This is a genomic window from Pseudomonas sp. So3.2b (assembly GCF_019464415.1).
GTDB lineage: Bacteria > Pseudomonadota > Gammaproteobacteria > Pseudomonadales > Pseudomonadaceae > Aquipseudomonas > Aquipseudomonas shahriarae.
On the sequence record NZ_CP080494.1, the window covers coordinates 3101925 to 3125551 of the forward strand.

The window sequence follows — 23627 nt, forward strand, 5'->3', positions numbered from 1 at the left end:
TTTCTCGATCTATTCGCCTCTAGAGAATTGGATAGTTGATTCCAGCTTTGGATTTTAGCAATACAGATAATTTCTTATCTTTACAACGGGCTTCCTCGTTGTTGAATGGGAAAAATAATAATGGCAACTGCAACGCAGACGCTTTAAGCGAATCGAGTACCCGGCAACGTGATGAGGTCATACCCGTTTGGCAGCATGCTGCTGGTTGAATTGCTCTGGGCCAAAAGCTGCCCTTTGACGCACGCAGTCTGACGGCTTGCTCGTGAAAGTTTTACGCAAAATTTACGGAGCTTTCAGGTTGGGCATCCGATACTGCGGGGTGATAATTTGGAACGCTACTGTATGTCCCTCGCAGCAATTCGGCTTATTGGATTTATCTTAGGCATTTTTCTGATCACGCTGGCCATAAGCATGGTTATCCCCATGATCACGCTGGTGGTCTACGAGCGTAACGACGATCTGGCGGCATTTCTCTGGTCAAGTCTGATTACCCTCATCTGTGGCCTCCTGTTGGTTGTCCGGGGGGGGCGTCCGGATGCTGGTCAGCTTCGCCCGAGAGATATGTACCTGCTGACGACGGGCAGTTGGGTGGTGGTGTGCACCTTCGCAGCGTTGCCAATGCTGTTCATCACTCACATCAGTTACACCGACGCGTTTTTTGAAACGATGTCTGGCATTACAACCACCGGCTCGACGGTACTCAGCGGCCTGGACACCTCATCTCCCGGCTTGTTGATCTGGCGCTCCATGCTGCATTGGTTGGGAGGCATAGGATTTATTGGCATGGCCGTGGCGATCCTTCCACTGTTACGAGTGGGTGGCATGCGGCTGTTCCAGACAGAGTCCTCAGACTGGTCAGAGAAAATAACGCCGCGTTCCCATGTGGGCGCCAAGTACATCCTGCTGCTCTATTGCGGGCTTACTGGCATCGGAGCCCTGGCGCTCTGGTTCGCTGGAATGACGCCATTTGACGCGATCAACCACGCAATGTCGTTGATCTCTACCGGGGGGTTCTCAACTTCCGATGCCTCACTTGGGCACTGGACACAACCAACGATTCACTGGGTGGCAGTGGCCATCATGATTCTGGGCAGTATGCCGTTCACCTTGTACGTCGCCACATTGCGGGGTAATCGGCGTGCGCTGATCAAGGATCACCAGGTACGCGGATTTATTGGATTCTTGCTTGTCACATCGCTGGCTGTGGGCACCTGGCTGCATTTTCACAGCGATTACGAGTGGTGGGATGCGTTTCGTATCGTGGCAGTCAACGTGACCTCAATCGTCACGACCACGGGTGTTGCTGTTGGCGACTACACCTTGTGGGGCAGCTTCGCGGTCTTGCTGTTTTTCTATTTGACGTTCGTGGGTGGTTGTTCCGGCTCCACTGCCGGCGGGCTTAAAATCTTCCGTTTTCAGGTGGCTGCCGCTCTACTGGTCAGTAGCTTGAAGCAGTTGATTCACCCCCGAGCCGTGATTCAGAAAAAATACAACGGCCATCCCATCGACGAAGAGATCGTGCGCTCGCTATTGACCTTCTCGTTTTTCTTCACCATCACCATTGCCGTCATCGCCTTGGGCCTGGCGCTCATCGGACTTGATTGGACAACCGCGTTGAGCGGTGCCGCTACTGCGGTGTGTAACGTCGGGCCGGGGCTTGGCACAATCATTGGCCCGGCCGGTAACTTCTCATCATTACCGGATGCCGCAAAATGGCTACTGACCGTTGGCATGCTTCTGGGAAGGTTGGAAATCCTGACGGTGTTAGTACTCGTAACTCCGGTTTTCTGGAGATATTGACCCCGATTGTCGAGGGCCGAGACTAGCCCGCCTCGAAGCCCGCAACCCGCGCCCGCTTATAAAAAGTGGCAGCACATCCCATGAGCGCACTTCTGATCTAAGGCGCTACGGAACACGTATCAAGACATGTCGCCCCCCAAGCGGTCGTGCGCCGCATGATGCCCGGCCTAGTGCGGATTATCGCCCCACGCAAAGCCGACCATACCTCCAAGGTATCCCGTCAGACCTTATCCATATTGGACGGTCGCGGCATCACGCCTCAGCCTGAGGCCAATAACGATAAAGAGGCGCACCATGACCGTGCTATTGAGTGAGCGCAGCCAGATTTTCCAGGGCGCCGATGCCTATGCCGTGTCGGACTATGTCAACCAGCATGTGGGCAGCCACTGTATCCGCCTGCCGCCCAAGGGCCGGCCCATGGCGAGTATCAGTCACCGGACCTTTTCCAGCCTGGACTTGTGCCGTATCAGCTATGGCGCGCCGGTCAGGGTCACGTCGGTGGCGCTGGAAACCATTTATCACTTGCAGATCCTGCTGACAGGCCACTGCCGCTCCAACTCCCGGGGCGGGGAGCAGGTCTTCGGGCCAGGAGAGATCTTGCTGATCAACCCGGATGACCCGGTGGACCTGACCTATTCCGCCGACTGCGAGAAATTCATCATCAAGTTGCCGGTGCGTCTGTTGGAAAACGCTTGCCTGGCGCAGCACTGGACGCTGCCGCAACCGGGTATTCGCTTTGCGGATGCACGCCGGGCGCTGAGTGAGATGGACGGTTTTCTGCAGTTACTGGTGCTGATCTGCCATGAGGCGGAAAACGCCGCCGAACCTGAGGTACAGGGCCTGTATGAGCGGATTGTGGCCAATAAGCTGCTGGCGCTGCTGGCCAGCAATGTGCTGCGGGTGGTTCCCCAGGCGGCGCAAGGCGGCGGTTTTGAGGCCGTGCGCGAGTTTATCGAGGGACACTTGGGCGAGGACATCAGCATTGAGCAGTTGATGGCGGTGGCCAAGGTCAGTGAGCGTTCGCTGTATAGCCTGTTCGAACGCCAGGTGGGCCTGTCGCCCCGTGATTATGTGCGCCAGCGCAAGCTGGAGCGGGTGCATGCGCGTTTGCAACTGACTACCGCGCGCAGTGTGACGGAGGTGGCACTGGACCATGGCTTTATGCACCTGGGGCGCTTCTCCGAGGCCTATCGCAAACGCTTTGGTGAGCTGCCTTCACAGACCTGGAAGCGCCATCGCTAAGCGGCTTGCGCCAGCCGGATACTGATTTGCAGGAAGCGGATATTGAGGAACAGGACGAACACGTACGGTGAGGGCGCCTGATACAAGAACAACGGAGGGCCTGCCCCATGACCAGTACACTCGAGCGCCTCGCTGCACAACTGCGCGAGTCCGTTCAGGAAGATCCCGCTACCGGGGTGTTCCGCTGCCGCCGCGACATCTTTACCGACCCCGAGCTGTTTGCCCTGGAGATCAAGCACATCTTCGAAGGCGGGTGGCTGTACCTGGCCCATGAAAGCCAGGTGCCGGAAATCAACGACTACTACACCACCTGGATTGGCCGCCAGCCGGTGGTGATCACCCGCGACAAACAGGGCACCCTGCATGGCCTGGTCAATGCCTGCGCCCATCGCGGCGCCATGTTGTGCCGGCGCAAGCAGGGCAACAAGGGCTCATTCACCTGCCCATTCCACGGCTGGACCTTCAGCAACGCCGGCAAGCTGCTCAAGGTCAAGGATGGCAAGACCGGGGCCTACCCGGACAGCTTCGACTGTGACGGTTCCCACGACCTCAAGCGCCTGGCGCGCTTTGAAAACTACCGCGGTTTTCTGTTCGGCAGCCTCAGCGACGCGGTGCCGGAACTGAGTGATTACCTGGGCGAGACCCGCGTTATCATCGACCAGATGGTCGACCAGGCTCCCCAGGGCCTGGAGGTGCTGCGCGGCAGTTCATCCTATGTCTACGACGGCAACTGGAAGCTGCAGATCGAGAACGGTGCCGACGGTTACCACGTCAGTTCCGTGCACTGGAACTACTCGGCGACCATGGGCCGGCGCAATTACGAGGCCGAAGGCACGCGCACGGTCGATGCCAATGGCTGGTCGAAAAGCCTGGGCGGGGTCTACGCCTTCGATCACGGGCATATCCTGCTGTGGACGCGCCTGCTCAACCCTGAGGTGCGTCCGGTGCATGCCCATCGCGAAGCATTGGCCGAGCGCCTGGGCCAGGCGCGTGCGGACTTTATCGTCGACCAGACCCGTAACCTGTGCCTCTACCCCAATGTGTACCTGATGGACCAGTTCTCCACGCAGATCCGTGTGGTGCGGCCCCTCGCGGTGGACAAGACCGAAGTGACCATCTATTGCATGGCGCCGATCGGCGAAAGTGCCCAGGAGCGGGCGACGCGGATTCGCCAGTACGAAGACTTCTTTAACGTCAGCGGCATGGGTACCCCGGATGACCTGGAGGAGTTCCGCGCCTGCCAGACCGGCTACCAGGGGGCGACCACCCTGTGGAATGACCTGAGCCGTGGCGCCAAACAGTGGGTGGAGGGGGCCGACGACAACGCCAGGGCCATGGGCATGCACCCGCAACTGAGCGGGGTGAAGACCGAAGACGAAGGCTTGTTCGTGCGCCAGCATGCGCATTGGGCCGCCAGCCTGCAGCGCGCAATCGAGCGCGAACGGCAGGGCCTGATCGCCAGCGACCGGGAGGTGCAGCCATGAGCCTGTCCCGTGACCGCCTGCTGGATTTTCTCTACCGCGAAGCGCGCCTGCTGGATGACCGACAGTGGGATGAATGGCTGGCGTGTTACTCGCCCAAAGTGGAGTTCTGGATGCCCGCCTGGGACGACTACGACACCCTCACCGAAGACCCGCACAGCGAAATCTCACTGATCTACTACCCCAGCCGCGACGGCCTGGAAGACCGGATCTTCCGGATCAAGACCGAGCGATCCAGCGCAAGCACGCCCGAGCCGCGCACGGTGCACCTGCTCGGCAACCTCGAAGTGCTGGCCGACGATGGCGCGCAGGTAGAACTGCGTTTCAACTGGCACACCCTCAGCCACCGCTACAAGACCACGGACAGCTATTTCGGGACGTCCTTCTATGGCCTGGATATCAGTGGCGAGCAGCCGCTGATCACGCGCAAGAAAGTGGTGCTGAAAAACGATTACATCCACCAGGTCATCGACATCTACCACATCTGAGGACACCGCCATGAGCTATGCCATTGCCCTGAACTTCGAAGATGGGGTGACCCGCTTCATCGACTGCAAGGTGGGAGAGAAGGTCCTCGATGCCGCCTTTCGCCAACGCATCAACCTGCCCATGGACTGCTCCGACGGGGTGTGCGGTACCTGCAAATGCCATTGTGAAACCGGCGCCTACGACTTGGGTGACGACTATATCGACGACGCCCTGAGCGCCGACGAAGCCCGGGAACGCCAGGTGCTGACCTGCCAGATGGTGCCGCAATCCGATTGCGTGATTGCCGTGCCGCTGCCGTCCAGTGCGTGCAAGACCGGCACCACGCAGTTTGCCGCGACGCTGGCGAGCATTACCCGCCACGCCGATGCCGCGCTGGAGGTGAGCTTTGCATTGGACCAGGCGCCGGTGTTTTTACCCGGCCAGTACGTGAATATCGGTGTGCCCGACAGTGGGCAGACGCGCTCCTATTCATTCAGCAGCCGCCCTGGCGATACGCACGCGAGTTTCCTGATCAAACATGTGCCGGGCGGCTTGATGAGCTGCTGGCTGGAGCGCGCCCGGCCGGGCGATCGCGTGCCGATGACTGGACCACTGGGCAGTTTTTACCTGCGCGAGGTGGTGCGGCCCCTGTTGTTACTGGCCGGCGGCACCGGTCTGGCGCCGTTTCTGTCGATGCTTGAGGTGTTGGCACAGCGCGGGGAAACCCGGCCGATCACACTGATCTACGGGGTAACGCGGGATCAGGACCTGGTGCTGGTTGAGGCTCTGGAGGCCTTCGCCGCGCGCTTGCCCCAGCTCACGGTTGTCACTTGCGTGGCCGACCCGCAGACCGCGCACCCGCGCCAGGGGTATGTCACCCAGCATATGGCCCGCGAGGCGCTCCACGACGGCGATGTCGATGTCTACCTGTGCGGGCCGCCGCCGATGGTCGATGCGGTGCGCCAGCACTTCAAGCACCAAGGCGTGAGCCCGGCCAGCTTCCATTACGAGAAATTCACCGCCAATGCCGTCGCAAGTTCTGACGCCGCGTGAGGAGATCAGCATGAGTCCACGTTTTGACACCAAGGTAGCGCTGGTTACCGGCGCCGCCCAGGGCATCGGCCGGCGCGTGGCCGAGCGGTTGCTGGCGGAGGGCGCCTGGGTGGTCGCGGTCGATCGCTCGGAGCTGGTGCATGAGTTGCAGCATGCACGGCTGCTGACCCTGATCGCCGACCTTGAGCAACATGCCGCGTGTGCCGAGGTCATGGCCGCCGCCAAGGTGCGGTTTGGGCGCATCGACATTCTGATCAACAACGTCGGCGGGACTATCTGGGCCAAGCCCTTTGAGTTCTACGCGGTAGCGCAAATCGAAGCCGAAGTGCGCCGCTCGCTGTTCCCCACGTTGTGGTGTTGCCATTGCGTGCTGCCCTACATGCTCGAGCAGGGCAGTGGGGCCATCGTCAATGTGTCTTCGGTCGCCACACGCGGGGTCAATCGGGTGCCCTATGGCGCGGCCAAGGGCGGGGTCAATGCCCTGACCGCGTGCCTGGCCCTGGAGACCGCCGGCAGCGGCATCCGTGTCAATGCCACCGCACCGGGCGGCACCGAGGCCCCACCGCGGCGCATCCCGCGCAACAGCCAGCCGCAAAGCGAGCAGGAGCGCGTGTGGTACCAGCAGATCGTCGACCAGACCCTCGACAGCAGCCCGATGAAACGCTACGGCAGCATCGACGAGCAAGCGGGCGCGATTCTATTCCTGGCCTCTGACGAGGCCTCCTATATCACCGGCGTGACCTTGCCGGTAGGAGGTGGCGACCTCGGCTGATTCACCGTTACCTGCAGACATTGACTCACAACAACAATAAAGAGAGCACTGCCATGCGTACCCATGACGTTCATTCGATTATCGACAATGCCCCTTTCAATCGCTTCCATTGGCTGGTTGTCAGCCTGTGTGCCTTGCTGTTGATCTTTGATGGCTATGACTTGTTTATCTATGGCGTGGTCTTGCCATCGATCATGCGCGAGTGGGGGCTGACGCCCCTGCAGGCCGGCGCCCTGGGCAGTTATGCGCTGTTCGGCATGATGTTCGGCGCGCTGATCTTCGGCACCCTGGCGGACCGCTTCGGGCGCAAGAAAGGCATCGTCTTTTGCTTTGCGTTGTTCAGCATTGCCACGGTGATCAACGGCTTTGCCAGCAGCCCCACGGAGTTCGGCATCTGCCGGTTTATCGCCGGGCTTGGCTGTGGTGGGCTGATGCCCAACGCGGCGGCGCTGATCAACGAATATGCGCCGAAAAAAGTGCGCAGCACCTTGATGGCCTTCATGTTCAGCGGCTATTCCCTGGGTGGCATGCTCGCCGCCAGTGTGGGGATTTTCATGTTGCCGGCCTATGGCTGGTCGTCGATGTTTTTTGTCGCCGTCATCCCGCTGCTGCTGTTGCCGGTGATTGTGCTGTGGTTGCCCGAATCCATTGGCTTTCTGATCCGCCAGGGCCGTGTAGAGCAGGCCCGAGTGCTGCTTAATCGCCTGTCGCCAGACACCCCGATCAACGCCGGGGATGAACTGCTCATCGCGGACGTCAAGAGCAAGGGCGCGTCGGTGGTGGAGTTGTTCCGCCATGGCCTGGCCATGCGCACGGCGATGATCTGGACCGCGTTTTTCTGCTGCCTGTTGATGGTCTATGCCTTGAGTTCGTGGCTGCCCAAGCTGATGGCCGGGGCTGGCTACAGCCTCGGGTCGAGCTTGTCGTTCCTGATTGCCCTGAACCTGGGCGGTATGGCCGGGGCGTTGATTGGCGGGCGGTTGGGGGATCGGCTGAACCTGGTGAAAGTGGTGATCTGCTTCTTTGTTGCCGCCGTGGTTTCCATCAGCCTGCTGGGCATCAACAGCCCGATGCCGGTCTTGTACCTGCTGATCTTTATTGCGGGTGCCACCACCATCGGCACGCAAATCCTCCTGTATGCGGGGGCGGCGCAACTCTATGGCTTGTCGATTCGCGCCACCGGCCTGGGCTGGGCCTCCGGCATCGGGCGCAATGGCGCCATCGTCGGCCCACTGTTAGGCGGCGCGCTGATGGCGATCGAGCTGCCGCTGCAACTGAACTTCATGGCCTTTGCCGTGCCCGGTGCCATTGCGGCCCTGGCCATGACGGTGTTCGCCTTGAATGAGCGGCGCACCGCTATCCGGTTGCCCGCCGCCCAGGCGCTGTAACTGTCCGACCTGTCGATAATAAAAACAAAGAGCAACGACATGCACACACAACGTATCTGGCTTTCCCTGCTAGGGCTGCCCCTTGCGGCAACGGCGGGCGAGGGTGGTTTTTTCGCGGGTTCCACGGCTACCTTGCAGGGCCGCAACTATTACTTCAGCCGCGACTTCTCCGATATTGTCGGCGCCAACCAACAGTCCCAGGCCCAGGAGTGGGGTCAGGGGTTTATCCTGACTTACAAATCCGGGTATACCCCCGGCCCCATTGGCTTTGGCCTGGATGCGCTGGGCACCCTGGGCCTCAAGCTCGACAGCAGTCCGGACCGGGTCAATAGCGGCTTGTTGCCGGTCAAGGGCGACGGCCGCGCTGCCGACGACTACAGCCGCCTGGGCTTGACCTTCAAGGCGCGGTTGTCCAGTAGCGAACTGAAGGTTGGGGAGTTGCAGCCGAACCTGCCGGTGCTGGCGTTCAGCGACATACGCTTGCTGCCGCCGAGTTATCAGGGGCTCAGTCTCAGCTCCAATGAAATCACGGGGCTGACCCTGCAGGCGGGGCACCTGAGCACCACCAGCCTGCGCAACGAGGCCGGTGACGGCAAGATGATCGCGATGCTCGGCCATGTGCCGCAGCGCGGGGCTCAGAGCAATGCCTTCAATTATGTCGGCGGCGACTACGCCTTTAATCGCGAACGCACCAGTGTCAGCCTCTGGCATGGCCAGTTGCAGGACATCTACGCCCAGGACTTTATCGGCCTCAAGCATAGCCAGCCGTTCGGGACGTGGGTGCTGGGCGCCAACCTGGGTTACTACACAGCGCGCGAGGAGGGCGAGCAGTTACTCGGCAAGATCGACAACCAGGCGTTTTTCTCGCTGCTGTCGGCCAGGCGCGGTGGCCATACCTTTTACGTGGGGTACCAGGCGATGTACGGCGACAGCGCCTTCCCCCGGGTATTTGCCAATGTCACGCCATTGGGCAACGAAGTCCCCACCTACGAGTTTGCGTATACCGACGAGCGCTCCTGGCAGGTGCGCTATGACTACAACTTCGCGGCATTCGGGGTGCCGGGGCTGACTACCACGGTGCGCTATATCACCGGCGACAACGTCAGCACCGGCGGCGGCTACGAGGGCCGGGACCGCGAGCGTGACCTGGATATCGGGTATGCGGTGCAAAGCGGCGTACTCAGTGGCCTGGGGATTCGGGTACGCAATGTGATGGCGCGCTCAAACTACCGCAGCGATATCAATGAGAACCGGTTGATCCTCAGTTACACCTGGACGCTGCTTTAGACCCTGACCGAGCAGGGCTCCAGGCCTTGCTCGGTTAGCTTTTGTGTGCGGCGCAGGTGTACCGAATCATCTACCGTTGCTGGCCAGCCACAATCCCCCTACGCGTAGCCAACCCACGACCACTGCACCAATCAGCAAAAAGCCCAGGTAACCGAACAGTGGATAGACCTGGCCCACCAGGCTGACAAATCCCACCAGGCTGCCAGCGAATGCCAATGCACCGAAGGCTGCCGAGCCAATGCGGAATGTACGTGTGCCTGCCGGTAGCAATCGGGCCGAAAAGGAATACAAGGTACCCACGGCCGTATTGACGATCATCAGGAAAATGATCAACGCCATCAGCAGGCCGAGGGCCGGCGAAACCTCAGTGGCGATGGACAGCATGGGCATGGGCAGGTCCGCCACGCTGTCCAGGCGTGACAGCAGACCCAGGCTCATTACCAACATCAACAGCCCCAGTAATGCTCCGCCGAAAATGCCACCCCAGATCGCCTGTTTCTCGGATTTGGCGGCACCGCCCATGATCGCCAGAAACGGCACCCCGGCCACGATGTTGTAGGATACATACAACAACGCGCCCAGCAGCCAATGGCTCGCGCCAGCGTCTTGCTGGCTGGCCAGTTGATTGAGTTCACCGAAACTCAGGCCCCGGGTGGCGACGCCATACAGGGCCACGCCTGCCGCTGTCAGGACCAGCAGCGGGGTGACGGCGCCGATCATGCCAATGACCTTCTTCACATCCAGGCACACGATGGCGACCACGATCAGCGTCACCCCAGCGCTGCCGAACAGGGCGGGAATGCCGAACTGCTGTTCCAGCAGGGCGCCACCCCCGGCCAGCATGACCACCGTTACCGCGAACATGAAAAAGCTGATCATCAGGTCGACAAAGGTCCCCAGGTAGCGTCCGCACAATGCATGCACTACGTCCTTGTGGGACGTTGCCCGCAGCCGGCTGCCCATGCCCGCCAACGCCATGCCGAGAAAGATGAAGAGCGCGGCGCTGACCACCGAACCCAGCAGCCCCCAGACGCCGAAATCCACGAACATCAGTAGCAGCTCCCGACCGGAGGCGAACCCTGCACCGACAATGACGCCGACAAATGCGCCGGCTATTTTCAGACTTTCTTTCATGACGACTTCCCTCAAATTATTGTTGTTATCGCTCAGGGGGGAAGGCCACTGCTCATGGCCTACCGGGGCATCGCTCTGGCAAACGGCAGGGGTGGATCAACGGGCGCCGACCCACGCCTGGACTTCGATCTCGACATCGACGCCCAAGGCCAATTGGGCGCCGCCGACCGTGGAGCGCACCGGGAAACCGCCGTCGAAGTGGCGCTTATACACGTCGTTGAAACCCGCGAAATGCTGCATGTCCGACAGCCACACGGTGGCCTTGATCACCTGCTCGAAACTTGCTCCGCATTCGGCCAGGGTTTCGCCGATGCGGGCCATGGCCGCCTCGGTCTGCTCGCGGATATCACCGAGCACCACTTCGCCCAGAGGGTTCATGGGGACTTGCCCGGAGAGGTACAGGAAATCACCGACCCGAATGGCCTTGGAGAACGGGTAGGGCAGGTGGCTGGGGTAACGCTGGAAAGTGTCAGACATGCTATGCACCTCATTGGGGGGATGAATTAACGCAAGCGGCCAGGGGCCAGGCGTTGTGGCTCGACGCCCTGGTGGCGCAGGGTCTCGGGAAGGGGAAGATCGAGTAATTGGCTGCAGGCCAGTTGCGATACACCGGCTGCGGACTGAATGCCATAACCGCCCTGTGCCGCCAGCCAGAAGAAGCCTTCACAATGATTGTCCCAGCCGACCACCAGGTCACCGTCGCCGACGAATGAGCGCAGGCCGGCCCAGCTATGGCGTGGGCGGCGAATGGTCAAGGAGGTGGCGGCCTCGATGTGATAGATGCCGGTGGCGATATCCAGCTCTTCGGGCATTACATCCTGTGGCGGGACAGGATCGGCATTGGCCGGTGAGCCCAGCAATTGGCCAGCGTCGGGTTTGAAGTAGAAGCTTTCGTCGATACCGATCACCGCCGGCCAGCGGGAGAAGTCCGTGTTTTCGGGGCCGTCGAAGGTAAAGGCGGAGCGTCGGCACGGTTGCAACCCCACGGGCGGCACGCCGCACTGCTGTGCGACCTGATCGGCCCAGGCGCCTGCGGCATTGACCAGGTGGCGCGCGCGCAGTTGGCGGCCGTCGGCCAGTACCAGGTGCCATTGAAGGCCTTCGCGGGTGGCGCCATTCAGTTGGGCATCGCAGTGCAGCACCCCGCCGGCCCGCCGCATGGCCCGCAAAAAGCCCTGGTGCAGCGCATGCACGTCGAGGTCGCGGGCATCGGTCTCGAGCATCGCCCCGGCAACCGCCTCGGGGCGCAGGCACGGCACCAATGCCAGGGCCTGCTCGGTATCAATCAATGACACGTTGCCGGCCTGCGCCCGGCTGGTGGCGAAGGCTTGTTGCAGCAGGGATTGCTGCTCTTGGCCGGCGATGTACAGGCAGCCGCGCGGCTCTAGGAGTGCATGTTCGGTGAACGCGGCGGGCGGCTGCTCATAGAAGCCTCGGCTGGCGCGGGTCAGGGCCTGGATCTGTGGCGTGCCATAGCTCTCCATGAACATTGCGGCAGAGCGCCCGGTGGCGTGGTAACCCGGCTGGCTTTCACGTTCGAGCACCACGACACTGGCCTGGCCGGCCAGGCGATAAGCCAGGGAGGCCCCCGCAATACCACCGCCGATGATGGCGAAATCGAAACATTCGCTGTTGGGCACTGCGAGTACCTCCTGTCTCTGGGGAAGGAACGACATGCCCTTTCCTGTGTTTTTATAATTCTCAGATAAGAGAAATGTAAGATATGAGAATTTTCCAGTCAACCCACAACCATGAGGTATTATTCCTGCCCATGCCCTGGCTCAGCTCCAGGCACCGTTTTTTGTACGACAGAGAGCCTGCATGAGTTCCGATTGCGCCTCGGGTTCCACAACCCATCCCTTGATAGATCGCGCCCAGGTTGGCGCCCGCCTGCGTGTGATCCGCAAGCACCAGAAGTTGACGCTCAAACAACTGTCCGAGCGCTCAGGCGTGGCTTTGTCGACCTTGTCGAAGATGGAACTGGCGCAGGTGTCGGTCAGTTATGAAAAACTGGCGGCTGCGGCACGGGCCCTGAATATAGATATTGCCCAGCTGTTCAGCCCGACCAGACAAGGTGTCAGCGCCCAACAGCCTACGGTGGTCAGCACCGCCATCGACGGTGCGGCCGGCTACAGCACGGGCAATTATGACTATCACCCGATGGCCGGGGATTTCCCCGGGCGCAGCATGACGCCCATGTATGCGCGGATCTATGCGCGGGAACTGGGTCAATTCGAAGACTACATCCGGCACCCTGGGCAAGAGTTCGCGGTCGTCCTGTCAGGCCGCGTGCGCATTCAATTTGAAACCGGTGAATCCCTTAGCATCGGCTGTCGTGAGACGGCCTATTTCAATAGTGCAATCGGCCATATTTACCTGGCGGAAGGCGAGGATGGCGCCGCCGCCGAAGTGATGGTGGTGATGTCGGAGTCCTGAGGCGCCAAGGCGTTTTTGGGCAGTGACCTCTACCGGTGCCCTGCAGTGATTGCCTGGTCTTTGGAGTAACACCGGATCACCCGCAGGGCGGTAAAAATGGCAACGCCGGGCGCGACCGCAAACACACCGAACAGCCAGCCGGCAGCATTGGCCGTGCCGGCGATGCCTGCGGGATGCGTAAGGCCGGCAAGGTTTGCCACCATGCCGGCGAGGGCCGCACCGAGGGCGGTGGCGAACAGTTGCACAGTAGTAATCGACGCGCCTGCCAAGTCCTGCTCGCTGGCAGGCGTCACCTGAAATACCCGGGTCAGCAAATGCGGCCACGCCAGCCCGACGCCAAACCCGACGGCGACGAGCGCCAGGCAGATCGGCGTGACCGTCAGCCAGCCACCGCTACTTTCGACGCGAATCAAAACGGCCAGTGCAGCCATGCCCGTCAAGCCAAGGATTGGGCCGGCAAGGATCGCGCGCCTGATGCCTTTGCCGCGCGCCCCGGAACTTGCGATTGAGCCCAGCGTCCATCCGCCCGCCATAAGCGCCGCGAGGTAGCCGGCGGCGAGCGGCGATTGATGGTGCAGGACCTGCAGGAAAAGTGGCACGAAGATCTCGCCACTGGTAACGGCCACCGCAAGCAAGGACAGGGTTGCATACAGCACTCCCAGCGCGGAGGTGATCCTGAAGGCGCCCGTTGGCAGCAGTCGATGGCGGGCGCGGCTTTCTGTGACTATCAGCAGGCCAGTCAGGAGTGCGGCGGCACCCAGGCCGGCGATGTTCCAGGCGAGTGTTGATGAGACGCTGGCGGCTGAAACAGCGAGCACGGCCGACGTCAGGAACACCAACTGGGCCAGAGGGAGCGGCAAGCGTTGTGATCTGATGGCGTTGCGTTTGGGCAACACCACGGCAGCCAACAGGGCGAACAACCCGGCGACAGGGATGAGCGACCAAAAAGCCGCGCGCCATACGCCGAGTTCAGCGAAGACGCCACCGACCGCCGGGCCGATCAGCGTGGCCACTCCCCACATGCCCGACACCAACGCCATCGCTCGCGGCCACAAGGTTTCATGGAACACCAGGCGGATCATCGCGTAAGAGAGCGCGAACAGAAAACCGCCACCCAACCCCTGGATCAGACGGCCGGCCAGCATCACGGGCATGGATGGGGCAAACGCACAGATCAGCGCACCGGCTGCAAACACCAGCGTGGCGAGGGTGTAGGCGCCGCGTGCCCCCAAGCCGACCAGGAGCCTGGCTGACAGTGCTGATCCAAGGATCGAGGCGGTGACGAACAGTGTGGTGTTCCACGCGTAGTAGTCGATACCGCCAATGTCCCGGACAACTGAGGGCAGGATCGTAGTGGCAATGTAGACGTTGATCGCGTGGAGCACGACGCCCCCTGCCAACGCCAGGGAGCGCACGCCATTGGCGCCAGAGAGGAGGGTGGCCCAACCTGCATTTGGAGGATCATCGACCTCTGGTACCGGTTGCGAACGTTGATCTGGTGAGGTGTGGTGGGTATTCATAGGGAGGCCACGTTGCGATTCAGGCACTCCTTATAAAACCTCAAGTAAGGTTCAGGTCAAGACCCAGGTCAGCCTCCATCTCCGAGTACAACTGGCCTTTCAAAAGACCTTGCAAGGGATAGCCCTGTGGGCAAAAGCCCATCAATGTGCATCCACCAGACGCTGCAAGGCGCCATCACGGATCGCAAGCACTTCAAATAGTCCCAGGGCACGCAGGGCCGGCAGGCTGTCGATCAGGTCCTGCTCGGCAGCGCTGCGCGCCGCGGGCGTGGAGGTAGGGGCGGTCCACACTCTGGCGTTGATCAGGAAGGCGCCAACGCTGCCTTTACGAATCATGACGCCGTTGCGTTGTACCTGGTTTTTGTCATCGGGCAGCATATCTTCTGCACGCATGGTGTTTCCTCGCGAGGTCTTGAAGACCTTGACTATAAGGGCGTAGTGTTGGCTGATTTACGTTATTGAAGACAATCAATAACCCAATAAGGCCACTCATGCCAACTGCCTTGATTTCCCCCGCCGAGGCCTCCTCGGCCGAGGATCCGTTGATTGTTGCAGTGATCCGCAAGGAGCTTGAACCACGGGTTACCGAGCGCCACTGCCATGCGCGGGGCCAGTTGCTTGGCGCAACGTCGGGCCTGCTTTCGGTGGATGCCGGCACCAGTCAGTGGGTGGTGCCTGCGACACATGCCGTGTGGATCCCACCCAATATCTCCCACGGCGTGCGTTCCCATGGGCCGTTTGCCGGGTGGAGCGTTTACGTGCGCGAACTGGCGTGCATTGATTTACCTGAAACGCCATGCATCCTGGCAGTGTCCGGGCTTTTGCGAGAAGTAGTTGCCCGTGCCGCCGGGTGGGGAGCCAAGCCTCTGGACCAGGCGCAGTCGCGTTTGGCCGGTGTAGTGCTTGATGAAATACAGACTCTGCCCCGGGTGGCCCTGGGTTTGCCGATACCTCAGGACGCCCGGTTGCGCAAGATTGCCCAGGCGCTGTCGGATCACCCCGATGACGAGCGCGGCCTGCAGGCCTGGGCGACCTGGGTGGGGATGGCACCGCGCACGCTGACACGGCGCTTTGTGGTGGAGACCGGTTTCAGCTTTACCGAGTGGCGTCAGCGGGTGCGCCTGCTAAGGGCCCTGGAAATGCTTGCGGCGGACATGTCGGTCACCCGTGTGGCCCTGGAATTGGGCTACGAAAACGTCAGCGCTTTTATTGCACTGTTTCGTCGCACGTTCGGTGTTACACCGGGTCGCTACTTTGCAAACTGCCTTTGAGGCCGGGCGCGCCCTAGCCGGGATCCGATCCAATACGGGCGACCTGTCAGATTCCGTCACGGCCTACGCGGCATGGGGCCGCGCGATGGGAGTTACAACGCGCTGATCAACTCCAGCACCCTGATCAACAATGTGGGTGACATCAGTTCTTCGGCGAGTAGCTCGACCCGCAGCGGCACCCAGCAATCCGGTGAAGTAGGCCTGAAGGGCAAATTCCAGACCGGGCCTGTGGGCCACGCCTGGACCCTCGCTACCACCCGTTTCACCTCCGACAACAGCTTCAAGGACGCCAGGGCCGGTATTCCCGGTACCACCCATTTCGACAACCTGGACTTTGGCGACACACCGACCTTCCCGGGTTATGGCGTGACCACCTCGCAGACCCGCGCAACCCTGGGCAGTTATGCGCTTGCCGATACCCTGTCTTTCGCCGATGACCGCGTGCAATGGACCGTGGGCGCCCGCCGCCAGCGCGTGGAAAACACCACCGAGAACTTCGGTGACCGGGCGTCGAATGCGTGCGACGCTGCTGGCTATTTCGGGATGAGCTCAAGCGCCGACGTCACGAACCCATCCGGGCTCAAGGGCAATGGTTCACTCGGGTGGTAAGTGGTTACTTCAATTACCACGCGGTGCCAGGAAACTTGAAGCTATTGAGTGGCTTCAGGAAGGCCATATGCCGATACTGGCGTCAGGCTCTCGGGCGACGCAGCCAGCGAAATCGGCTGCAATGGTCTAGCTTCGGGTTGCTCACAGATCACTACATACCGAGCCCAAAGAATGCACATCCGTATCCTGAGGATCGCTTCGCGTCACGCACCCACGGCAGGAGCCGTATGCGGTAGTTCCGCACGTACGGATCTGTGCGGGGGGTGGCAGGCAACTGCCATCCCTGCCGCGACCTGTTCATCTATGCGGCCGCAGATGTGAAACTTCACTCCCCCACTGTGTCGGCAGTCACGCCATCCGCACGTTCCCAAGCCTACTGGCGACGGGCAAGGCAGGATTGTTTGGAACTCAGTGTGATGACACGAAGGGCGACGGGATTGTCGGTGCCGGCAACGCATAAGCCTGCTTCATCCACGCCACCTCCGCTATCGGCGTGCGTCCGAAGAGGCGCTTGAAATCGCGGCTAAATTGCGAAGCACTTTCATACCCCACCAGAAATGCCGACTTGGCCGCTGTCAGGTCGTTACGCAGCATCAGTAATCGCGCTTGATGCAACCGCGTCGACTTGAGGTACTGCATAGGCGAGGAATCGGTCACCTTGCGAAAATGTAGATGAAAGTTAGGCACGCTCATCTGCGCTTCCTGGGCGAGTATTTCTACATCCAGATGCTCGTGGTAACAGCGGTGGATTTTGTGAATGGCGCGCGTCACCTTGCCGAACTGACCCTGCTGGGCGATAGCCGCGCGTAGGGTGCCGCCTTGTTCGCCAGTGAGGATGCGGTAGTAGAGTTCGCGCAACATCGCTGGCCCGAGGATTTGCGCGTCGGTGCAGTCGCCCATGACTTCCAGAAAACGCAGGGTCGACTGGCGCAGCGGTTCGTCCATGGGCGAGGCGTACATACCCATAGGTTGAGCCACGCGGATGTTCCATACCTCATCTACCTGCTGAATCAGCTCGCCGGCCAGATTGAAATCCAGACGTATGTACACCGCCAGCATTGGCTCCGCCTCGCTAGCGTCGGTCTCCATTGTAAAAGGTACTGGCACTGAGACCACCAGATAATGCTGGGCGTCATAGATGTAAACCTCATCACCCAGATAGCCGCGCTTCTGCCCCTGACAGAGGATGACGATGCCCGGTTCATATAGAACCGGCGTGCGCTTCAGCGGCCGGTTGGAACGCAGAAAACGCACATCATCCAGCGGACTCAGGTTGTAACCCTCCAGCGGTGCAAGCTGGCCCATCAACTGCACCATACGCGCAGTGCTCGGGTTCTTGGGTTTCGGCATCGATTGCACGTTCTCCACTTTTATGCTCAGCCGTCCGTGGAACAGCTCAGCGCTTCCCATTGCTCAATACTCTCCGCCGTCCGGTGCAACTTGTCACGCACCAGAGCCAGGGCGTCGCTGCCCAGCAGCAGTTGAGCCGGCGGGTTAGGGCTGGTGATAATAGTCATCATGGCGCGTGCGGCTTTCTGCGGGTCGCCCAGTTGAAGGCCGCTTTTTTCCTCACGTGCTTTTCGCACCGGGTCGAAAGTCGCATCGTAGTCACTGATGCTGCGCGGCGTACGCTGCATCGAACGACCTGCCCAGTCCGTTCGGAAAGACCCCGGCGCCACGGCCGTTACAAAAATATTGAAGGGTGCAAGCTCCTTGTTCAACGTATCAGAGATGCCCTCCAGGGCAAATTTGCTGCCGCAGTAGTAAGCAATACCTGGCATGGTGATATAGCCACCCATGGACGTGATATTGAGGATATGCCCCGCCCGTCGCTGGCGAAAAAAGGGCACAAACGCCTTGGTCATCGCCACCGCGCCGAATACATTGACGTCGAACTGACGGCGCATTTCCTCCAACGACGACTCCTCGAAAACCCCTTCGTGCCCATAACCCGCGTTGTTAACCAGCACGTCCACCGGGCCATACTGATCCTCAACAGCGGCGACGACGGCGTCGATGGCATTAAAGTGGGTAACGTCCAGCACCACGCCATGGGCTCTCTCAGGCAAGAGTGCCTGGAACGTTGCCAGAGAGGATTCGCTGCGAACAGTGCCGATCACTCGATGGCCCTGAGCGAGAGCTTCTTTAGCCAGGGCCTGGCCAAAGCCGCTACTAACGCCCGTGATAAAAATGGTTTTGTCTGCACGCATGGGGCGCACTCCTGAATATATAAGGTCAGGCTATGCTAGGGCGGGGAGTGGTTGGGAACTATGCCTGATTCGATTTTAGTATTGCCTGATTCTATCGGAGTGATCGGCGAGCAACCTGAAATCTGGTGGCAAAAAACGAGGCCAAAGGAAAAAAACGACGGGCTTATTTACCTGCTCTAATCTCTGCTTCGTGTCGCGAGTGGTTTTTCGGTAACGCTGATGTGCATGCGGTCTGGCCGAAGGTGCCCATGAATGTGAGAGTGACAATGCATTTGGAGTGCTGTCAGCCATCAGCCTGGATCATTGGCCTATCCGCCGAGTGAGCCGTAAGAAGGTCATCGTGATCGAGGCCAGAGGGTTGAGAGATTGGCAATGTATGACAAGCGGAATCTCCCTCGCCTTGAGGGCAATCAGTCCGAACAGGCCGATCCCAAACGATTCCCTTGGGTAGTGCGCATGCCTGTAGCGGGGGTGCTCCAGCCGGAAATCGTGCACCGATGATTTCGCTAAAGTTCTCTTGGCGCTTAGCGACACACTGATGCTTAGGCAAGATTGCGGGCAGTGGGGGCATCCTTTTCAAACCATCCAAAGCATGCCCTCAGATTTGCCCCCAATGTAGCAATCCACTGGAAGTGAATGAAGCTCCATGGTCTGTGAAAAGGCAAAAATGATCAGAAGAACTGCCTGTCCTACGAGTCTTAAAGACTCTCAGGATCCCCAAAAAACATTTTGACTTGGCTCTAGGACGGTGTTTCCAGGTCGAACGAGTTTGTTTTTGCCCCCACTCGCACCGAATACGCGAATGAACGCGAAGGGCGGCTTCCGACGAACTCCAGTGTGGCAGTGGCTGGTACTCAGTGTTTTTCTCCCGCGGGGATCGTTGCCTCCAGGCCCGAGCTGTTGAGGTAAGGAGTCGAAAGATAACGCCGACTTACGCGGTCTCCGCTAATCGTTCACTGAGCATTTCTCCCTGGTGACGATGCCCTAGAACCTCGTAACCGACTACTGTGATGATAGGCGCAAACATGAGCACGACCAGGCAAACTACGATACTCACGCCCAATATCGCCGCGCCGATCGCGATCGCGATGACCACTACGGTCGCTAGTAAGAGCCATACATGCAGCAGGTCAAAGTGGCGCACTAGAAAATAATGAAGCGCGTAAATCAGCCCAAGAAAGATCGCAAGCGGAATAGCTGTGGCGAGCAGAGCCGGTAGCACTCCAATGTGGGCTTTGTTCTCGATAAAGTTCGCCGCGACGTCCAGTCCCGCACCCGTTGCGACAATCGAGGCAATAATCAGTATTTGCCCATAGCTCCATACGAAAGCGCGCGAGCGATAAGCGTGCAGCACGTTAGCCGATGGCAGAATTGAATAGACCCACCACATTCCAAAGGTGATTCCGACACCTGCAACGCAGGCCAGTGCCGTTTCAGCCGTCCATCCCACATGCTCCATTTCCGCAGACAGGGCTGCGACCGTCCCCACCAACCCTTCGCCCAGGGCAATAATTGCGAACAAGCTGTAGCGCTCTGCAATGTGCTCCGCGTGCCACGGCGTGCCGCCGTCCCTGCGTTCCGCCAATATCGGACCTGCAAACTCGACTAGAAACCACAAAAAAAACAGTGTGATGGTGACGTCTATCGAAAGAGGAAAAATGAAAAGTGCTATCCAGCCGAGTTGCGCCACCGCGATCGCGACAGCGTAAGTGATGCAGGCGCGGCGCCTTGAAGGGTCTTGTTTCGCTGCTCGCAACCACTGAAATATCATCGCAATGCGCATGATCACGTAGCCCAGTACCATAACTGAAGCATCCAGCTGGTGACCCTCCTCTATTGAGGAGAACAGCCGTGGCAATCCGATCGCCAGCACGAGGACACCAGCCATCTGCACCATTGTGGTAATGCGAAAAATCCAATCGTCAGTATCGTAGGCTGATGCGAACCACGAGAAATTGGTCCAAGCCCAACAAATGCAAAAGCTCGCGAATCCGAACCCAATCAATGCAGTGGAGTAGTGGCCTGCTGCCAATGCATGTGCGAGTTGGGTAGCAGCAAACGCGAAGCAGGTCGCGAAGGTCAGGTCGAACAATAGTTCGAGAGACGAGACAACGCGGTGTGTTTCGTGCGGATCGCGCCCGGACATCCGCCGTAGGTGATGGTGAAGAGCTTTAGTAACAGACGCCGATGTGCTCATGCGTGATCCCTCGTTGGCAAGCGCCATGTATCAAAGGTGGTTTGAAAAGTTATGTTCAACGTGACTCGCATAGGTCATTTCGCTTCCCGCGCGTGACGCCACAAAGAGGTTGGCTCAAGGAGTCGGCTATTCAGACACGTCCGCGTCAAGACGCATGCGCCGAATATCGCGCGAAGGGGGCGAGCCAAACAGTCGCTTATATTCCCGGCTGAATTGCGAGGCGCTTTCGTAGCCGACAAGGTTGCTGGCTTCGCCTGCGTCGAAAGCCTGGTTCAACATCAATTGCCGAGCCTCTTGCAGGCGCATTTGCTTTTGGAACTGCAGAGGACTCATACCGGTGATATCGCGAAAGTGCTGACGGAACGTTGATGGAGTCATGTGCGCGTGAGCGGCCAGGTCATCCAGATTCAAAGCTTGTTTGAAATTCTTCCTGAGCCAGGAAAGGGTTTGGGCCATTCGCTGACGCGGCGTGCCATCGGCAATGATGTGGCGAAGTTGGGAACCTTGGGGACCAGCTAACAAACGGACGACGATTTCTTGCTGAAGCAGTGGCGCAAGTGGGCTTACCAATTGCGGCTCGTCCAGTAGCCGTACCAGTCGCAAAAACGCATCGAATAAAGCAGGCTCCAGCTTGTGGACAGAGATTGGCTCATAGGCGGTCTCGGGCGAAGACGGCAACTCCATCTCATAGGCCACTTGCGCAATCTGGCGAATGTCCAGCTTCAGCATCATACCCAGCAGTGGTTCGCTGCGAGATGCCCGCGTGACGTGGGCAGTCACTGGCATGTCGAAAGTCGACAGCATCAATTGGCCAGGCCCGTAATTGTGCACCTTGTCGCCGACCATGATTTGCTTGTAGCCCTGGGTAATGACGCCTATGCCCAGGTTATAGATGCAAGGCATCGGCTCGCTAACGCCATGACGGCGATGCATCGTCAGCGCGGGAAGCGCTGTAGTGAAATCACCGTCCGTGCTGGCAAAGCGCTGAATCGCGGCGGACAACTCTACTGCCTGAGGGACATTTGCGGTTTTAGATCCCTGATCGCCGTGCATTTGGTAATTTCCTTAGCTAACCAAACGGAAAATGGTAGCAGCAGGCGCCACTGGAAGTTGCAGCCCCCCTGAAATTTCCGTCTTTTAGGTAAAAAAATCTAAGAATCAGGCAATTTGGTCTTGGTGTTAGTGCAGTCCACTAGATGCAAGCCATGCCCGACCGGTGTTGCCTGGCCGTCCAGCATCGCAAGATCATTCGCCTCCCGCGTCCCTAATTGCCGAATCCGATTAATCAGGCAAGTAATCATAACTTTTGTGCAAACAGTCGAGACGTTGCTCACCTACTCTTAAGCATCTGCGTGGACAACAAAGTGGTGATTGCATCATCAGAAATTGCGCCGTGGGTTATCCATTGGCTGTCACCGGATCAATCAAGAGCGGCGCAAAAAGATGCCGCCTGAATAACCTGGCATGTTCTGGAGAAAGTATCCACCAAGCCGTCTGTCCAACACCGTGAGTTCGCCTGAAGGACCTTTATAATGAAAATAGGACTGATCGCATTATTACTGGCATTGCCTATTTCGGGCACGGCACTGGCTGACAGCGCAGGCAGTTCCATGCCTCCGGCAGGTAGTGTCAGTAAAGCCGAGGGGTTAAAGGCTTGGCAGCGGATTGAAGCCGTGGTGACTCACCCGCGCTGCGCCAACTGTCACGTCGGCCCCAACAATATTCCAATGTGGACCATCGCCAGTGAGAACAAGACCCGCCCGCACGGCATGAATATCCACGCGGGTGACTCTCGAATAGGCGTTGAAACAGTGTCTTGCGTTGCTTGTCACGCAAGTTCGGACACACCAAACGTTGCCCCCAACATGCCGCCGCATGTGGGCCTTCCCTGGCAGCTCGCCCCAGTGGCGTTCGAGTGGTTCGCAAAGACCGGCGCGGAGATTTGTACCCAGTTGCGCGACCCCAAGCGTAATGGGGGCCGTGATGCCGCTGGCCTGGTTGAGCACCTTCATCATGACGCAAAGATAAAGGGCTTTATTCCCTGGGCCTGGGTTCCCGGACCTGGGCGCTCTACCCCGCCTGGCAGTTTCGAGACGCACGTGCAGGACATGACCGTGTGGGGTGCTGCAGGCCAGCCTTGTCCCGAATGATGAACATATTGATGTGCTGCCAAACAGTTTTTGGCGAGCGATCTGCGAGTGTCTGGCATTCGCCCTTTAAACAGCCTTCGGGCAAACGCTTCGCAAGGCTGGCCTGGCGCCAGCCATTTAAACACCTACGGGTCGGAGGATTTCATGATCACGCTTAATATCAATAACAAGGACCTGCGTGTCGACGTTGCCCCCGATACGCCCCTGCTGTGGGTGCTGCGCGATAGTTTGCAGCTTACCGGTACCAAGTTCGGCTGCGGTATGTCCCTGTGCGGGGCGTGCACTGTTCACCTTAATGGTCAGCCCGTCCGCTCTTGCGTTACACCTGTCTCGGCAGCAGTCGAGGCGAAGATCGTCACGATTGAAGGTGTCGGCGAGACCCCGACCGGTAAGGTAGTTCAGGAGGCCTGGCAACGGCTCGACGTGGTGCAGTGTGGTTACTGCCAGTCAGGTCAGATCATGAGCGCTGTGGCTTTGCTGCAAACCAATCGCTCACCTTCAGATACCGACATCGATCGAACAATGGGTGGCAATGTCTGCCGCTGCGCAACCTATGTACGCATTCGCGCGGCCATCCATGATGCTGCCAAGTCGCTGGCTTGAGCAACG

22 protein-coding genes are annotated in these 23627 nt (G+C 59.5%); 13 read left to right on the forward strand and 9 right to left on the reverse strand.

The window, feature by feature from the left end:
- The first annotated feature begins 342 nt into the window (after positions 1–342).
- The 8 genes from K1X80_RS13855 (at position 343) to K1X80_RS13890 (ending at position 9491) form a co-directional block, all read left to right on the forward strand.
- The gene (locus tag K1X80_RS13855; RefSeq protein WP_057959708.1) at positions 343–1800 is read left to right on the forward strand and encodes a TrkH family potassium uptake protein; all 1458 of its coding nucleotides are present in this window, start codon (positions 343–345) and stop codon (positions 1798–1800) included.
- A gap of 294 nt (positions 1801–2094) precedes the next feature.
- A complete protein-coding gene (locus tag K1X80_RS13860; protein WP_128593679.1) occupies positions 2095–3042 on the forward strand; it encodes an AraC family transcriptional regulator in 948 nt (315 codons plus the stop codon).
- 107 nt (positions 3043–3149) lie between these two features.
- A complete protein-coding gene (locus K1X80_RS13865; RefSeq protein ID WP_198817383.1) occupies positions 3150–4526 on the forward strand; it encodes a Rieske 2Fe-2S domain-containing protein in 1377 nt (458 codons plus the stop codon).
- Positions 4523–5011, forward strand: coding sequence for a benzoate 1,2-dioxygenase small subunit (gene benB, locus K1X80_RS13870; protein WP_128593680.1), 489 nt, complete (start codon positions 4523–4525; stop codon positions 5009–5011). Before K1X80_RS13865 ends, benB begins: the two co-directional genes overlap by 4 nt.
- A gap of 10 nt (positions 5012–5021) precedes the next feature.
- On the forward strand, positions 5022–6044 hold the full coding sequence (gene benC / locus K1X80_RS13875; protein WP_220172211.1) for a benzoate 1,2-dioxygenase electron transfer component BenC: 1023 nt from the start codon (positions 5022–5024) through the stop codon (positions 6042–6044).
- Between the two features lie 10 nt (positions 6045–6054).
- A complete protein-coding gene (locus K1X80_RS13880; protein ID WP_198817378.1) occupies positions 6055–6816 on the forward strand; it encodes a 1,6-dihydroxycyclohexa-2,4-diene-1-carboxylate dehydrogenase in 762 nt (253 codons plus the stop codon).
- Positions 6817–6869: 53 nt separating this feature from the next.
- Positions 6870–8204 (forward strand): MFS transporter, encoded by a 1335-nt coding sequence (locus K1X80_RS13885; RefSeq protein ID WP_169960289.1) that lies wholly within the window; start codon positions 6870–6872, stop codon positions 8202–8204.
- 39 nt (positions 8205–8243) lie between these two features.
- Complete coding sequence (locus tag K1X80_RS13890; RefSeq protein ID WP_220172212.1) at positions 8244–9491, forward strand: OprD family porin; 1248 nt, start codon at positions 8244–8246, stop codon at positions 9489–9491.
- Positions 9492–9557: 66 nt separating this feature from the next.
- Here K1X80_RS13890 and K1X80_RS13895 read toward each other — a convergent pair whose 3' ends face one another.
- The 3 genes from K1X80_RS13895 to K1X80_RS13905 form a co-directional block, all read right to left on the reverse strand.
- Positions 9558–10625, reverse strand: coding sequence for a hypothetical protein (locus K1X80_RS13895; RefSeq protein WP_220172213.1), 1068 nt, complete (start codon positions 10623–10625; stop codon positions 9558–9560).
- A gap of 96 nt (positions 10626–10721) precedes the next feature.
- A complete protein-coding gene (locus tag K1X80_RS13900) occupies positions 10722–11102 on the reverse strand; it encodes a RidA family protein (RefSeq protein WP_057959700.1) in 381 nt (126 codons plus the stop codon).
- A 26-nt stretch (positions 11103–11128) separates the two neighbouring features.
- Positions 11129–12301, reverse strand: a complete 1173-nt coding sequence (locus K1X80_RS13905) for an FAD-dependent oxidoreductase (RefSeq protein ID WP_233098332.1) — start codon at positions 12299–12301, stop codon at positions 11129–11131.
- Between the two features lie 145 nt (positions 12302–12446).
- Between K1X80_RS13905 and K1X80_RS13910 the strand changes: the two genes are divergently transcribed.
- Positions 12447–13061: a helix-turn-helix domain-containing protein gene (locus tag K1X80_RS13910; RefSeq protein WP_120733035.1), complete on the forward strand. Its 615-nt coding sequence runs from the start codon at positions 12447–12449 to the stop codon at positions 13059–13061.
- A gap of 29 nt (positions 13062–13090) precedes the next feature.
- Here K1X80_RS13910 and K1X80_RS13915 read toward each other — a convergent pair whose 3' ends face one another.
- Together K1X80_RS13915 and K1X80_RS13920 are read right to left on the reverse strand one after the other, a co-directional pair.
- Complete coding sequence (locus tag K1X80_RS13915) at positions 13091–14581, reverse strand: MFS transporter (protein WP_057959697.1); 1491 nt, start codon at positions 14579–14581, stop codon at positions 13091–13093.
- Positions 14582–14722: 141 nt separating this feature from the next.
- On the reverse strand, positions 14723–14974 hold the full coding sequence (locus tag K1X80_RS13920) for a hypothetical protein (protein WP_057438437.1): 252 nt from the start codon (positions 14972–14974) through the stop codon (positions 14723–14725).
- Positions 14975–15072: 98 nt separating this feature from the next.
- On the opposite strand from K1X80_RS13920, the gene K1X80_RS13925 reads away from it, so the two are divergent.
- A complete protein-coding gene (locus K1X80_RS13925) occupies positions 15073–15852 on the forward strand; it encodes a helix-turn-helix domain-containing protein (RefSeq protein ID WP_220172214.1) in 780 nt (259 codons plus the stop codon).
- A gap of 72 nt (positions 15853–15924) precedes the next feature.
- Entirely contained in the window at positions 15925–16461 is a 537-nt protein-coding gene (locus K1X80_RS13930) for a hypothetical protein (protein WP_258571510.1), read from the forward strand.
- Positions 16462–16869: 408 nt separating this feature from the next.
- Here K1X80_RS13930 and K1X80_RS13935 read toward each other — a convergent pair whose 3' ends face one another.
- From K1X80_RS13935 to K1X80_RS13950, 4 genes are all read right to left on the reverse strand, one after another.
- The gene (locus tag K1X80_RS13935) at positions 16870–17811 is read right to left on the reverse strand and encodes an AraC family transcriptional regulator (RefSeq protein WP_057959773.1); all 942 of its coding nucleotides are present in this window, start codon (positions 17809–17811) and stop codon (positions 16870–16872) included.
- A 26-nt stretch (positions 17812–17837) separates the two neighbouring features.
- Positions 17838–18671, reverse strand: a complete 834-nt coding sequence (locus K1X80_RS13940; RefSeq protein WP_120733044.1) for an oxidoreductase — start codon at positions 18669–18671, stop codon at positions 17838–17840.
- 931 nt (positions 18672–19602) lie between these two features.
- A complete protein-coding gene (locus K1X80_RS13945; RefSeq protein WP_220172215.1) occupies positions 19603–20868 on the reverse strand; it encodes a low temperature requirement protein A in 1266 nt (421 codons plus the stop codon).
- Positions 20869–20994: 126 nt separating this feature from the next.
- On the reverse strand, positions 20995–21921 hold the full coding sequence (locus K1X80_RS13950; protein ID WP_169990119.1) for an AraC family transcriptional regulator: 927 nt from the start codon (positions 21919–21921) through the stop codon (positions 20995–20997).
- 479 nt (positions 21922–22400) lie between these two features.
- On the opposite strand from K1X80_RS13950, the gene K1X80_RS13955 reads away from it, so the two are divergent.
- A complete protein-coding gene (locus tag K1X80_RS13955; RefSeq protein ID WP_120733046.1) occupies positions 22401–23018 on the forward strand; it encodes a hypothetical protein in 618 nt (205 codons plus the stop codon).
- 144 nt (positions 23019–23162) lie between these two features.
- Positions 23163–23621 carry a (2Fe-2S)-binding protein gene (locus K1X80_RS13960; protein WP_029290699.1) on the forward strand — a complete coding sequence of 153 codons (459 nt, stop codon included), beginning with the start codon at positions 23163–23165 and terminating at the stop codon, positions 23619–23621.
- Positions 23622–23627: the final 6 nt, after the last annotated feature.

Coding starts and splice junctions, on each gene's coding strand:
- K1X80_RS13855 (WP_057959708.1), top strand. CDS start 343: ATGTCCCTCGCAGCAATTCGGCTTATTGGATTTATCTTAGGCATTTTT.
- K1X80_RS13860 (WP_128593679.1), top strand. CDS start 2,095: ATGACCGTGCTATTGAGTGAGCGCAGCCAGATTTTCCAGGGCGCCGAT.
- K1X80_RS13865 (WP_198817383.1), top strand. CDS start 3,150: ATGACCAGTACACTCGAGCGCCTCGCTGCACAACTGCGCGAGTCCGTT.
- benB (WP_128593680.1), top strand. CDS start 4,523: ATGAGCCTGTCCCGTGACCGCCTGCTGGATTTTCTCTACCGCGAAGCG.
- benC (WP_220172211.1), top strand. CDS start 5,022: ATGAGCTATGCCATTGCCCTGAACTTCGAAGATGGGGTGACCCGCTTC.
- K1X80_RS13880 (WP_198817378.1), top strand. CDS start 6,055: ATGAGTCCACGTTTTGACACCAAGGTAGCGCTGGTTACCGGCGCCGCC.
- K1X80_RS13885 (WP_169960289.1), top strand. CDS start 6,870: ATGCGTACCCATGACGTTCATTCGATTATCGACAATGCCCCTTTCAAT.
- K1X80_RS13890 (WP_220172212.1), top strand. CDS start 8,244: ATGCACACACAACGTATCTGGCTTTCCCTGCTAGGGCTGCCCCTTGCG.
- K1X80_RS13895 (WP_220172213.1), bottom strand. CDS start 10,625: ATGAAAGAAAGTCTGAAAATAGCCGGCGCATTTGTCGGCGTCATTGTC.
- K1X80_RS13900 (WP_057959700.1), bottom strand. CDS start 11,102: ATGTCTGACACTTTCCAGCGTTACCCCAGCCACCTGCCCTACCCGTTC.
- K1X80_RS13905 (WP_233098332.1), bottom strand. CDS start 12,301: ATGTCGTTCCTTCCCCAGAGACAGGAGGTACTCGCAGTGCCCAACAGC.
- K1X80_RS13910 (WP_120733035.1), top strand. CDS start 12,447: ATGAGTTCCGATTGCGCCTCGGGTTCCACAACCCATCCCTTGATAGAT.
- K1X80_RS13915 (WP_057959697.1), bottom strand. CDS start 14,581: ATGAATACCCACCACACCTCACCAGATCAACGTTCGCAACCGGTACCA.
- K1X80_RS13920 (WP_057438437.1), bottom strand. CDS start 14,974: ATGCGTGCAGAAGATATGCTGCCCGATGACAAAAACCAGGTACAACGC.
- K1X80_RS13925 (WP_220172214.1), top strand. CDS start 15,073: ATGCCAACTGCCTTGATTTCCCCCGCCGAGGCCTCCTCGGCCGAGGAT.
- K1X80_RS13930 (WP_258571510.1), top strand. CDS start 15,925: ATGGGGCCGCGCGATGGGAGTTACAACGCGCTGATCAACTCCAGCACC.
- K1X80_RS13935 (WP_057959773.1), bottom strand. CDS start 17,811: ATGCCGAAACCCAAGAACCCGAGCACTGCGCGTATGGTGCAGTTGATG.
- K1X80_RS13940 (WP_120733044.1), bottom strand. CDS start 18,671: ATGCGTGCAGACAAAACCATTTTTATCACGGGCGTTAGTAGCGGCTTT.
- K1X80_RS13945 (WP_220172215.1), bottom strand. CDS start 20,868: ATGAGCACATCGGCGTCTGTTACTAAAGCTCTTCACCATCACCTACGG.
- K1X80_RS13950 (WP_169990119.1), bottom strand. CDS start 21,921: ATGCACGGCGATCAGGGATCTAAAACCGCAAATGTCCCTCAGGCAGTA.
- K1X80_RS13955 (WP_120733046.1), top strand. CDS start 22,401: ATGAAAATAGGACTGATCGCATTATTACTGGCATTGCCTATTTCGGGC.
- K1X80_RS13960 (WP_029290699.1), top strand. CDS start 23,163: ATGATCACGCTTAATATCAATAACAAGGACCTGCGTGTCGACGTTGCC.